The 12,519-nt window shown below is 38.9% G+C and carries 10 protein-coding genes; 8 read left to right on the top strand and 2 right to left on the bottom strand.

Features of this window, described 5'->3' with window-relative positions; translation table 11 throughout:
* Positions 1-249 precede the first annotated feature (249 nt).
* Together HH219_RS09550 and HH219_RS09545 are read left to right on the top strand one after the other, a co-directional pair.
* Positions 250-1,017 carry a transporter substrate-binding domain-containing protein gene (locus tag HH219_RS09550; RefSeq protein ID WP_349251612.1) on the top strand — a complete coding sequence of 256 codons (768 nt, stop codon included), beginning with the start codon at positions 250-252 and terminating at the stop codon, positions 1,015-1,017.
* Between the two features lie 65 nt (positions 1,018-1,082).
* The gene (locus tag HH219_RS09545) at positions 1,083-2,339 is read left to right on the top strand and encodes a GGDEF domain-containing protein (RefSeq protein WP_169327300.1); all 1,257 of its coding nucleotides are present in this window, start codon (positions 1,083-1,085) and stop codon (positions 2,337-2,339) included.
* A 162-nt stretch (positions 2,340-2,501) separates the two neighbouring features.
* Here HH219_RS09545 and HH219_RS09540 read toward each other — a convergent pair whose 3' ends face one another.
* Entirely contained in the window at positions 2,502-3,623 is a 1,122-nt protein-coding gene (locus HH219_RS09540; RefSeq protein WP_054203431.1) for a linear amide C-N hydrolase, read from the bottom strand.
* Positions 3,624-3,701: 78 nt separating this feature from the next.
* Here HH219_RS09540 and HH219_RS09535 point away from each other — a divergent pair, with 78 nt between their 5' ends.
* Positions 3,702-4,706 (top strand): GGDEF domain-containing protein, encoded by a 1,005-nt coding sequence (locus HH219_RS09535; protein WP_082378989.1) that lies wholly within the window; start codon positions 3,702-3,704, stop codon positions 4,704-4,706.
* Positions 4,707-4,775: 69 nt separating this feature from the next.
* Here HH219_RS09535 and HH219_RS09530 read toward each other — a convergent pair whose 3' ends face one another.
* Positions 4,776-5,798, bottom strand: a complete 1,023-nt coding sequence (locus tag HH219_RS09530; protein WP_169327298.1) for a substrate-binding domain-containing protein — start codon at positions 5,796-5,798, stop codon at positions 4,776-4,778.
* 338 nt (positions 5,799-6,136) lie between these two features.
* On the opposite strand from HH219_RS09530, the gene HH219_RS09525 reads away from it, so the two are divergent.
* From HH219_RS09525 to HH219_RS09505, 5 genes are all read left to right on the top strand, one after another.
* The gene (locus HH219_RS09525; protein ID WP_054203428.1) at positions 6,137-6,661 is read left to right on the top strand and encodes a hypothetical protein; all 525 of its coding nucleotides are present in this window, start codon (positions 6,137-6,139) and stop codon (positions 6,659-6,661) included.
* Between the two features lie 745 nt (positions 6,662-7,406).
* On the top strand, positions 7,407-7,997 hold the full coding sequence (gene betI, locus HH219_RS09520; protein WP_054203427.1) for a transcriptional regulator BetI: 591 nt from the start codon (positions 7,407-7,409) through the stop codon (positions 7,995-7,997).
* Between the two features lies 1 nt (position 7,998).
* Entirely contained in the window at positions 7,999-9,462 is a 1,464-nt protein-coding gene (gene betB, locus HH219_RS09515) for a betaine-aldehyde dehydrogenase (RefSeq protein ID WP_054203485.1), read from the top strand.
* Positions 9,462-11,132, top strand: a complete 1,671-nt coding sequence (gene betA, locus HH219_RS09510) for a choline dehydrogenase (protein WP_169327297.1) — start codon at positions 9,462-9,464, stop codon at positions 11,130-11,132. Before betB ends, betA begins: the two co-directional genes overlap by 1 nt.
* Positions 11,133-11,267: 135 nt before the next feature.
* A complete protein-coding gene (locus HH219_RS09505) occupies positions 11,268-12,485 on the top strand; it encodes a choline transporter (RefSeq protein ID WP_054203425.1) in 1,218 nt (405 codons plus the stop codon).
* The last annotated feature ends 34 nt before the right edge of the window (positions 12,486-12,519 follow it).

Below are 12,519 nucleotides of genomic sequence, written 5' to 3'. Positions count from 1 at the left end.
AAAAGAGTTTAAAATTTAATGCTTTTTTGTTGGGAATAATAAGCGGTAATTGGTTGTCTCTTATTATCCGAATTTTTAGGGATGATAAAAATTAATACGTGTTTTTTACAGCACTTAAATAGCACTTAAAAAGTCGCTTTTTAGGCCAGTAAACATTTAAGCGATTATAAACTAGATAGCAAAGTATGTAGTGGCGATGCTGATTAAATAAACTAAACTTATCATATCGCTTCTTTGAGAGCATATTATGTGAAGTATTTAATTATTGCTGTGTTGTCCTGTGCGATGTTTAGTAATGTAAGTTATTCAGCTGAGAACACGTGCCAGATTATTGTTCGCTTTGAAAATTATGCCGCACAATCGCATCAAAATGAAGACTTAACCTGGCATGGACTTGATGTTGATTTTGCAAAAGCATTGCTTGATGAGGCTGGCTGTGAGTATCGCTTTGTAAGTGTTCCTTGGGGGCGTTCATTAAAAATGCTCGAAAATGGCGAAGTGGACCTAATGCTTAGCGTGTCTAAAACGGCGCAACGTATGCGTTTTGCTTATTTTATAGGCCCTCAAAAGCAGGAGAATATTGTATTTGCTATGAATGCAGAACGTTCTTACAGCATAAATACTGTAAGTAGTTTATTTGAACTTGATGCACCAATAGCAATTCAACGTGGTGCTTATTACGGTAGTACATTTGAAAAACGTTTTATAGAAGAGCAAGATACCGATGAGCGATTTATTTACGTACCAGATAACCAATTAAAACTGGATTTGTTACGCCATGGGCGTATTTCTGGCTTTTTAGAAGAAAAATATAACATCGTGTATCAAGTGCAAAACAATCCAGATTTTATGAAAGTGACAATTAGCCCATTTGTAATTAATTCTGAGCCTGTTTATTTTGCATTTAGTAAAACATCGGTGTCAAAGTTACAAATAAAAAAATTTGAAAAGGCATTTTTAAATATTAAAAAGTCAGGGAAATTGGCAGTAATTCTAAAAAAATACAATTTAGAATAAGCATGAAGTTTGTTTTCCTGAATTTAAGTTTTTGGGTACATATTTTTTATTAGGATATATCCCGGATGAAGAAAGTAAATCATACCTCTAAGCACCCTGAATTTCTCTTGAAGACAGCCTTAAATGTGTCCCTCGTTAGTGTAATAGCAATAGCCCCTTTTACTGTGTATGATTTTTATGTGATTAAAAATGGCATGGGTTTTCTGGGGGTTATTGCTATTTTATTTTGCACTTTTAATGCCGTATTGTGTTTTAAAGGGACCTATAGCCTGCCATTAAACTTATTTGCGACGATGCCAATAATGGCAGGCTGTTCACTTGCTGCAATTAATGTATGGGGTGTCACAGCATCGTTTTGGGCATACCCAGCTGTTTTAACTTGTTATTTTGTTTTGCCGCTGCATTTAGCGCGATTAGCGAACATTGTTTATTTAGCCATAATTTTGCCATTCGGTTGGTATAATTTATCACCTGATGTATTTGCGCGTTTTTATGCTGTGTTGATTAGCATTAGTATTTTTGCTTATTTAACTCTTAAAGAAATCGCTCTACAGCATGCTCAGCTACATAGGTTATCTATAACAGATGTATTAACGGGTCTAAACAATCGCTTTTTACTTAGTGACTATTTAGAAAATGCCATCTTTATAAATCAATGCGAGAAAGCCCCTATGTCAATTTTAATGTTGGATCTTGACCATTTTAAAAAGGTAAATGATCAATATGGACATGACGTAGGTGATGAAGTTTTAAAAGGCTTTGCAGCTATAATGAAAGCAAATTCGAACAGCAACGATATATTATTTCGCTTAGGAGGCGAAGAGTTTCTAATTTTATTGCACAGTGCGGATGAAAACCAAGCAATACAAGCGGCAGAAGAGATACGCAGCCATGTGCAAAAGAGTAAATTACTTCCTGAGAGCGAATTAACGGTCAGTATTGGTGTATGCGAACTTGTTTGTAATAAGTACAGGAAAGATTGGTTAAAGCAGTGCTATGCGAATTTATATTTAGCTAAAAATAGAGGGCGTAATAAGGTTGTTGCCTGTTGCCTGTTGCCTGTTGCCAGCGCTAAGCATGAACTAGATAAAATCAGAGCTACCTTAGTGTTATCCAAAAGAGATTTAATGCTGGGTGACCTTTGTAGATTGAAATTTGTTCAAGCTAGGGGGGGGTTAATCGCGGCGCGAGGTTTGCAATCGAGTGGGCTCGATAACTGCTCCTGCGTTATTCTACTTGCTCACATCCATGTGAGAATAAGTAAAAACCGAGCAAAGCTTGTGCGTCCTGCTCACGCCCCTTTCCTACATCCGTGTAGGTAACAAAGAGTTAATTGCCCCTAGGAAGAGCCCTTTGGGTAGCGCATGTTTGGCATTTATACTGCGTTTCGCCTATTTATGGGGAACAACCACACACCATAGGCTCTGCCTTGCCTAACTACCAAATAGACTGCTACAAAATTAATTACGAAAGGTCAACACGCCCTAGGCTTTTTTAGCCCTTGCGTATGGATCGTTTGTTACTGTGCATTTGTCGTTTAAGTTGCCAAAAATAGGCGGCTGCTCAATAAGCTCTTCACCTTCAAGTGTCATTACTTGGACTCGCTGACATGTTGTAATTTCAGTGGAAAAATCTAGCCAAACTTGTGCCATGTTACACATATTTAAGAAATAATAGGTGCCACTTGCTTGATCACTAACGTTTGACCAAATAGTGCTTGAGCTAATACTTGCACTTCTTGGATTAAATCCATGTGGTACAGCGCAGGCTGCAACCATTGAGCGTGTTTGTGATACGGCTTTTATTGTTGAATTAACGGGTTCGCTAAGTGATATGTAAAAAGAAGCTCGCTCAAAGTTTTGGGTTGAAGAAACGCCACCAGGCACGGTGTAAAGAGGTCGAGAGTTGGGCGTCTCAGCCTTGCCCCACATGTACTGCCAATACTGATTTATTTCTAGTTGGGTTTTGTAATTAGGTTCATTAGTGGCAACTCTAAATTTTTCGCTTTCATACACAACGAATGCGTTATTATTGACTTCAATTATGGCGGAGTTTCCGGTTTTGTCTGATAAACAAAGGTGAAGTGTTGCGGGGGTTGATTTCCCTAAACCATCAGGAACATTCTCTTCTACAATTTGAATTTTTTGTTTTCTGAAGTACTTTGCAGCAGCTTTGACACATCCGAATTTATCGAGTGTGAACTGCGCCCAACTGAGCACACTTAATACTTTTTTACTTTCTTCAAGAGGGGAGTGCTCAGTTTGGCGTTTATTCAGCAAAGGCGAACTATTGTCTGCGCGTATAGGTATGTAATCTGCTCCTGTATCGTATAAAGCATTGACCACGAGGCCTGCCGAATTAATGCCATCAGCTGTGCCCATTCGTTTATCACCCATTACAGTTGCAATACTTGAGTAATGAGATTTCCACTTGAGTATTTGCCTTTGGGGTACTTTAAATTGATCAGTATCTTCAGATATGAAGCCGATACGTTTTAATCCGACCGGAAAAGTGTATAAAAAAGCATTTACGCCTGCAAACCAATCCATATTTCTAGCTGTTACTGGAAAATCTGGGTTTAGACTGTTAAAAATACGCGTACACATGTAAGTTATCCTATTATTTTCTGGATTGTTTTGTCCCTATGTTATCTAATTACTTTATTAATACAATGACTATAAAGAATGTTAAAAATGGCTGTTATGGATACGTTTGATCTTGATTACACGTTAAGGCTCAGACTTAAAGTAATAAGGGGTATGACAAGTGTCACTTTATTGCTCGCTTTGGGTTTGGGGCTCCTTAATATCTTTATCGGCCAACATTTTATCTATGGGGGTATGCAATGTCTTTACGCCTTTTTTTCACTTGGTTTATATTTAAACGCGAGTAAAACAGATAGCTTGCACTGGTCAAAGCAGCTGTATGTGTATTCACTCGTTGGGCTTATTGCAAGTGGCGCACATATGGCACCACTAATGTCATACCTTTTAATGTGGGCGCTCGCTCTGCCGATTGTGTTTTATCTTTTATTAGGTAAGCGTTTTGGGATTGTTTTAAGTGGTTTTTACTTTGTTGCTCAAATCACTATTATCTATTTTAAAACAGAGACGTTTTACACATCACCGTTATTGAACTTTGCTTTTAGTTACCTTCTTGTTTGGGGGATTTCTCATACATATGAGACATCACGCGCAAACTCAGAGAAAGCGCTGCGTACACTAGCATTAAAAGACCCGTTAACAGGGGCTTTTAATCGACTTAGTTTAACCAAAACGTATTCCCAATTAAATAAAAGCCAACCAGTTAGTTTAGCGCTTTTGGATATTGATTATTTTAAAAATGTTAATGACTCATACGGTCACCCATTTGGTGATGAAGTGTTGAAGAAAATAGCGCAGGGCTTGACCTCAGCTACAAATCGAAATAGTGTATTTAGAATTGGAGGAGAAGAATTTTGTATTTTAATGGAAAATGTAACACCTGAACTTGCTGTTATTAAGGCAGAGGAAATTAGATCGAAAGTAGCGGCCGAATACGTTACCCATGGCAAAGATAACATCCATGTTACAGTGAGTATTGGTGTTTCGACATCAACTGATTCTAGTCTTTCTGAACTTTTAAAAGCGGCAGATGTAAATCTTTATTTAGCAAAAGAAAAAGGCCGTAATTGTGTGGTTTATAAATAATAATTTGCAATCTAGATGCTGTTTTTACGTAAAAATACGTTTCATTTTAAAAGTCTTCTGTTTGAGTGTTTAATAATTTTTAGTACAAGTATCTACATTTTTCTTAGTGCAATAGTGAAAATCTAAGTAGTAGAAAGGCTTTTCAGGTTTCTTATCATTAACAATAAAGTTGTACATTAACTCTGCGCTTAAGCGACCCATTTCAAATGGGTTTTGACCAATATTAGATTGCGATAGACCTTGCTTTAAAGCTTGTAACTGCACCTCTTCAGTATCTGCTGAAATAATGACGACATTACCAGATTCTATCCTGCTTTTATGCGATTGTACTGATTTAATGTAATCAGAGTTGAACTGAGCAAACCCTGCAACAGCCAAGAAAAGAGGGGGGTGCTTCATTTTTAATACGTTTTTTAACTGCTCCAAGGAAGTCCCCCTTTTTCCTAAACTGTATAAAGGGCAGCGGCTAAATTCATCCCAACCATTTTCACCTGATAGTCGTTTCTCACTTTTGCCTGAAAGTGCAAATCTTACACCAGCGATCCGCTCATTGAGATTAGGTGTTGTTTGATGGCCAGATTGAATACACACGGTATTTAGGGGAGAATCTTTCGCAAATAATTTAATTTGATTACCAAGTGCAACACCAAACTCAAAATTGTTTGTACCAACATACGCAAGCCTATATTGATGATCTTTAGGCAGTAGATCTGAGTCAAAAGTGATCACGGGGATATTTTGTCTATCAAGATCCTTTAATACCCTGCTTACTAAGTAATCCGAATCCGTCGTTGCTAAGAGTAAACCGTCGATCTTATCTTTTACTAAGTCCTGAATAATGAGTGATTGCGTTCGAATATCTTGATAATCGTCAGGGCCATCATATACGCAGGTAACATCAGGCATTGATTCTGCAAACTTTAGACAACCCTTAAATGATTGTATATAAAAGCTGTCATTTTTTGTTTTCCCGACGATACCAATCACAATTTGTGCCTTGGCATGTAGAGTAAATGTGACACACACCGAGCTAATTAAAAACAACAATGCAATTTTTATGTGTTTAAAACGCACAGATGAACGCTGTGACATAAGTAAATACTCTCTCTTTAAAAATTATCTTAAGCTATAAGTGCTATTAACTAAGTTTGAATGTAGCATTTATTTAACACAATAATTACCTGTTTTAGCTTTTTATTAAAGTCGTAAGGTAACAATAGAAAGCGGCCAGCTAGTCACTGCTTTGAATAATACCTATGCGATTGATACACAATTAATTGGCTGATGCGATTTTAGCAAAGTATTACAAATCACAACGTTGATTGAAGGATAATGAATCTTTTATTGTTGCTTTAGCGTATATGTATAAAAATTATCACTTAAACGCCTTAAAATTACAGGTTGAATAATAAACAAAAAGAGACGTGCATATGTTTAGATTATTAATTATTACTTTTGTATTCATGGTATTGACTGGCTGCTCAAGTCAATACCCAAACCAAGACGTGAGTGGTCAACAGTTCCCAATTGTAAGCGGTGAAAATTTAGAGAAGAAGCGGATAACGATCCCCACTGATTTTAACGAACAACTTAGTTTACTATTGATAGGCTATAAACAAGATAGTCAGTTTGATATTGACCGCTGGTTAATAGGTCTTGATATGACTGGTGTAACAATACCTACTTATGAGTTACCAACAATTCAAGGTATGGCGCCGCGCATGTTTAGCACACTGATAGATAACGGTATGAGAAAGGGTATCCCAAAAGAATTGTGGGGTGGAGTTATCACAATTTATAAAGATGGAGATGCAGTACAAGCTTTCACGGGTAACGAAAACCCAAATAATACTCGAGTAGTGCTACTGGATAGCGATGGAACAATTATTTACTTTTATGACCGTGGGTTTTCAGTTTCAGCACTTAATAAGCTAAAAGCTGTTATTAATAACTAATACAAAGAGTGGGCTATGGATTGTGAAGCTGTAAAAATAGTGGTTGCGGCCGTCATCAAGCGAGGTAACTGTGTTTTGCTCGGTTTTTACTTATTCTCACATGGGTGTGAGCCAGTAGAATAACGCAGGAGCAGTTATCGAGCCCACTCGATTGCAAACCTCGCGCCGCGATTAAACCGCCCCTAGATTGAACAAATTTCAATCCACAAAGGTCAACACGCTCTAATAACATTTTTGCATAAGGGAACAAACATCATATTGCTCTGTTTATGCTGGCGATATGTGAAAGTGTCCGCGAACCACAGATGTTAGAACCTAACAAATACCTACAATGGAAATGATATTAAATAAGCTCAAGGAAAATTCATTTAAAGCACAACGCGAGTGATCTTTTCGTACACTCTATCACCACTACAATTAACCACTACAATAGAAATACGATGAAAATCATTATAAATTTATCACAAGCAGACGTTATCAAACTCCTGGTGTGAATTTATTTAACCAGAACTCGGGTTACTTGCACTATGAGCATTATTGCTGCATTTCGCGACATATTAATAAAAATAGCAATTATTTTTGACTTTTTTAAACCTTTTTTCTAAGTCGATTTATAAATGCTAATACAGTGACTTAGCTTAACTTTCCTATACCACCCTTTGTTCATTCACAGCTTGTCAACCTTGAATTATCAGTTCTATTACTTTAACCTTTATTTTTATTGAACGTTCAATTAATAAAAAATATGCCTAAAGTTGGAATGGAACCTGTTCGTCGTCAACAGTTAATAGACGCCACAATAGAGTCTGTTGCTGAGCGTGGATTACAAGCAACGACGATTAATAGCATAAGCCAAAAAGCCGGTTTGTCGTCGGGTATTATTAGCCATTATTTTGGTGGTAAACAGGGCCTGATTGAAGCAACTGTGCGCTACTTGTTAACTAACTTAAAGCAGGTATTAATTGAACGGTTAACATCTACAACGACGCCCGAACAAAGGCTGATGCTTATCATCGAAGCCAACTTTGCGCGCTTACAGCAGCAAAGCGACACCACCAAAACGTGGTTAAGTTTTTGGGCGCAATCAATGCACGATGTTGAATTACATCGTTTACAGAATGTAAATAGCCGACGACTTTTTAGTAATTTAACCAGCTCATTTAAACAGTTAATGAGTATTGACGACGCCAAATTAGCAGCTGAACTAAGTGCTGCCATGATTGATGGCTTATGGTTACGAGCTGTACTAAGTAAGTCTGATCAAGATCAATTTGAACATTGTGAGCACTTAGCTAAAAACTTTGTACGTTCACTAATCAAGCAGTATGGAGCTTAATGTGACAACGCCAGTTTACCAAAATTTTATTAACGGTGATTTCTTAAAAAACCAAAGCGGTGAAACATTCGCGGTTAAAAACCCTGCAACTGATGAAGTAATTTATCATGTAGAAGTCGCTGATAGTTTTGTACAAAACGCCGCGATTGAAAGCGCTAAGCAAGGGTTTGCTGTTTGGTCAGCCATGGCACCCATTGAACGTAGTCGCATTTTATTAAAAGCAGTTGCTTTACTACGTGAGCGCAATGATTTACTTGCAAAAATTGAAGTGCTGGATACGGGTAAACCTTGGCAAGAGGCTGAATGTGTTGATGTGCAAACAGGTGCCGATGTCATTGAATATTTTGCAGGGCTAGCACCCGCACAAGTCGGTCAGCAACAAATGGTGGGCGAGGACTTTTATTACACCCGTAAAGAGCCATTAGGTATTTGCGCAGGTATTGGTGCGTGGAATTACCCGCTTCAAATTGCATGTTGGAAGTCAGGGCCGGCACTTGCTGCTGGTAACGCACTTATTTTTAAGCCATCTGAAGAAACACCACTTGGCGCGATTAAATTGGCTGAAATATTTACAGAAGCAGGCGTACCCGCAGGCGTATTTAATGTTGTGCAAGGTGCAGCAGAAGTTGGTCAATGGTTAACGCACAGCCCTGATATTGAAAAAGTCTCGTTTACTGGCGAAGTGGGCACAGGTAAAAAGGTTGTAGCTAGTGCAGCAGGTACACTTAAAGATGTAACCATGGAGCTTGGTGGTAAGTCGCCATTATTAGTATTTGAAGATGCTGATATATCACAAGCAGTGAGCGCTGCTATGCTAGGCAATTTTTATACGCAAGGTGAAATTTGTACTAACTGTACGCGTATTTATGTGCACAAGAGTGTTTATCAACAATTTATTGATGAGCTAAAAACCCGTACTGAGCAAAACATTGTTGCCGGTGATCCACTCGATCCTAGCGTTAATTTTGGTGCGCTTATTTCAAAAAATCATCACAACTTAGTGATGGGTTATATTGAGAAAGGCATTAGTGAAGGTGCAACGCTATTAACTGGCGGCAAGGCACTTAGGCCTGAGTCTGCGCCAAATGGTTACTTTGTTGCGCCGACAGTCTTTACCGATTGCACCGACGATATGACAATTGTTAAAGAAGAGATTTTTGGCCCCGTAATGAGCGTGCTTGTCTTTGAAGATGAAGACGACGTTATTCGCCGCGCTAACGACACGCACTTAGGTTTAGCAGCTGGCGTGTTTACCAAAGATATTAAACGCGCACACCGTGTTATTCATCAAATGCAAGCGGGTATTTGTTGGATTAACAGCTACGGTAACTCACCGGCAGAAATGCCTGTTGGTGGCTATAAGCAATCAGGTATTGGCCGCGAGAATGGTATTGAAACACTTGATCACTATACGCAAACTAAATCTATTTACGTAGGTATGACTGATATAGAGAGCCCGTTTTAATGACTGCACAAACATATGATTACATCATAGTGGGGGCAGGTTCTGCAGGCTGTGTGCTGGCTAATCGTTTATCTGAAGATAAATCTAAACGCGTTTTACTGCTTGAAACTGGCGGCAGCGATAAGAGTATTTTTATTAAAATGCCTACTGCACTTTCTATCCCTATGAACTCAGATAAATACGCGTGGCAGTTTCATACCGACGCAGAACCATTTTTAGATAACCGCACAATGCATTGCCCTCGCGGTAAAGTATTAGGCGGCTCGTCGTCTATAAATGGCATGGTGTATGTACGTGGTCACGCTAAAGACTTTGACGAATGGCAGCAACATGGCGCGCAAGGCTGGGATTATCAGTCGTGTTTACCGTATTTTCAAAAAGCAGAGTCCTTTTATTTAGGAAAAAATGATTACCGTGGTGATAACGGCCCGCTGGGTGTTAATAACGGTAACGAAATGGCTAACCCGCTTTATAAAGCGTTTATAAAAGCAGGCCAGCAAGCTGGTTACGCCAAAACGGACGATTATAACGCCTCACAGCAAGAGGGTTTTGGCCCTATGCACATGACGGTAAAAGATGGCGTGCGCAGCTCTGCAAGTCGAGAGTATTTAGATCCGGTTAAATCACGTAAAAACTTAGTGGTGATAACGGGTGCATTAGCTGAAAAAGTATTGCTTGATGGTAAAAAAGCCACAGGCGTTCAATACAGTGTTAATGGTCATAAAGTTAAAGCCAAAGCGAGTAAAGAGGTCATCTTAAGTGCGGGGCCAATAGGGTCACCCCATATATTACAGCTTTCAGGTATTGGTGATAGTGAAACACTTAAAGCCGCGGGTGTTGAGGTTAAGCATCACTTGCCGGGCGTGGGTCAAAACCTACAAGATCACTTAGAGTTTTATTTTCAATATAAGTGTAAGCAGCCAATCACTTTAAATGGCAAGTTAGGTTTAATTTCAAAAGGCTTGATTGGTGCGCGTTGGTTATTAAATCGCAGTGGTCTTGGCGCGACCAATCATTTTGAATCATGTGCGTTTATTCGCTCAAAAGCGGGTGTTGAATGGCCTGATATTCAGTATCACTTTTTACCTGCTGCAATTCGCTACGATGGGCAAAGTGCCTTTGCTGGGCATGGTTTTCAAGTACACGTAGGTCATAACAAGCCTAAAAGCCGTGGTGAAGTGACGATTAAGTCAGCCGATCCCACTGTTGCACCAAAAATTCAATTTAACTATCTACAGCACCAAGATGATATTGAAGGGTTTAGAGCATGCGTGCGTTTAACCCGTGAAATCATTGAGCAAAGCGCGTTTGATGATTACCGAGATGATGAAATTCAACCAGGTAAAGATATTCAAACCGATGAGCAAATAGATGCGTTTGTGCGCCAAGCGGTTGAGAGTGCTTATCATCCTTCATGTTCATGCAAAATGGGCGAAGATGAGCTGGCAGTTGTTAACTCAAATACCCAAGTACACGGTATCAAAGGGTTACGAGTGGTGGATTCGTCAATCTTCCCAACCGTACCAAATGGTAATTTAAATGCGCCAACTATTATGGTGGCAGAAAAAGCGGCTGACTTAATTTTAGGTAAGCCACCCCTTAGTAAATCGCATGCAGCGGTTGCCATCGATTCGCAATGGCAAACAAAGCAGCGTAGCTCGGAGATTTAACTCGGCCACCTGAGACACGTGTTGTGTCTCGGGGCTTGCAGTGGCGCGCACCATAAGTTGTTTGTGGTGCGTTAATGCGAGGCTAAAAACACGGAGTAAGAATGACTTATTATCATTTATTTTGGGGAGGAAATTATGACCTTATGGCTTAGTGCTGGCATTATTTTCACTCTATTAGCAATTGTTGCAATTTTAGTTAAATGGGGAAATGTACAGTGTGTTGGGGTTACCCCCGTAAGAACCTTTACCTTTATCGCCATTTTATTTACATCAGGCTTAGACGTTGGCTTGATTATGTTTCCACTTACTGAGTTTGCAGGTTATGCAGACATAAAAGCAAGCCCAGAGTATGCGTTTGCCAATCCATTGGCCATTGAGTTTGGTTATTGGGGCTTTCTGATCTGGGGATTTTACTTTCTTACGTGCTTTTATTTCTGTGTAATAGAACCTAAGGTTAAATTTTTCGAAATTCCTTGGGTGAAATTAATCAATAATGTTGTCATTATTGGTACTTGTGCGTTTACAGCCTTTTTATTGCTCTCTAACCTACCATGGTATTTACCTGCGCTGGGGGATGGCGAATCCATTATTCCAACCTTCTACTTAATTGTATTTGCCGCTATTTGCTTTGCGGTGTATTCAAGCACAGATATTAAGTATGTACGTTTTTTAAGTATTGCAACGTCTTGGTTATTTATCGCCTTAATTGCCTTTATGTGGGTTGGCGCGTTTATGGGCAGTGATGTTCAAACAGCTGCGTTTACAGATAACCTTGTATTAATTGGTAGCTACTTTAGCAATATTCACGAGTTTGTATTACCACTGAACGATTACCATGAGTTTTACTTATTTTGGTGGTTTGCATGGAGCATTATGATTGGTCAATTTACTTCGCGCTTTGTCGGTGGATTAAAAACGTACCAAGTACTCGGCGCTATGCTTATTTTCCCTTCAATTCCGATTGCGGTGTGGTTTAGTGTTCTGTATCAGTACCACGAAGCAGGCATTCCAACAGCAGGATTGAAAAACTTTGCTATGGCGTTTGTAGGTGTTGTGTTTGTGATCAATTCGCTTGATTCATTAATACGTTTATACACAGACAATATGAACTTGACCGTGAAACGTTTAGGTAAATTTAAATATATAGCATTCAACGTTGTGGCTTTATCGTTGTTAACCCTATTATTCAAGCTAAACTTTTTACAAATTCAGTGGGTTGGCGCGTTAGTGATTGGTTTGTTCTTTGGTTGTGCTGCGTTTATTGCGTACAGCAAAGTTAAGACTGTGAGTAATATAGACAGCTCGCCGAAAGACAACAAAATTGATTATACAAAAATTGAAACCGCTGACTAATATTAACTAAGCAGCCGTTTAAAAATATGCGAAG

The sequence above is a fragment of the Pseudoalteromonas sp. NEC-BIFX-2020_015 genome, from assembly GCF_012952265.1.
Classification (GTDB): domain Bacteria; phylum Pseudomonadota; class Gammaproteobacteria; order Enterobacterales; family Alteromonadaceae; genus Pseudoalteromonas; species Pseudoalteromonas neustonica.
Note: the sequence above shows the minus strand (reverse complement) of the source record. Positions and strands in the feature narration are given on the sequence as shown.

Coding starts and splice junctions, on each gene's coding strand:
- HH219_RS09545 (WP_169327300.1), top strand. CDS start 1,083: ATGAAGAAAGTAAATCATACCTCTAAGCACCCTGAATTTCTCTTGAAG.
- HH219_RS09505 (WP_054203425.1), top strand. CDS start 11,268: ATGACCTTATGGCTTAGTGCTGGCATTATTTTCACTCTATTAGCAATT.
- HH219_RS09530 (WP_169327298.1), bottom strand. CDS start 5,798: ATGTCACAGCGTTCATCTGTGCGTTTTAAACACATAAAAATTGCATTG.
- betI (WP_054203427.1), top strand. CDS start 7,407: ATGCCTAAAGTTGGAATGGAACCTGTTCGTCGTCAACAGTTAATAGAC.
- betA (WP_169327297.1), top strand. CDS start 9,462: ATGACTGCACAAACATATGATTACATCATAGTGGGGGCAGGTTCTGCA.
- HH219_RS09525 (WP_054203428.1), top strand. CDS start 6,137: ATGTTTAGATTATTAATTATTACTTTTGTATTCATGGTATTGACTGGC.
- HH219_RS09535 (WP_082378989.1), top strand. CDS start 3,702: ATGTTAAAAATGGCTGTTATGGATACGTTTGATCTTGATTACACGTTA.
- HH219_RS09540 (WP_054203431.1), bottom strand. CDS start 3,623: ATGTGTACGCGTATTTTTAACAGTCTAAACCCAGATTTTCCAGTAACA.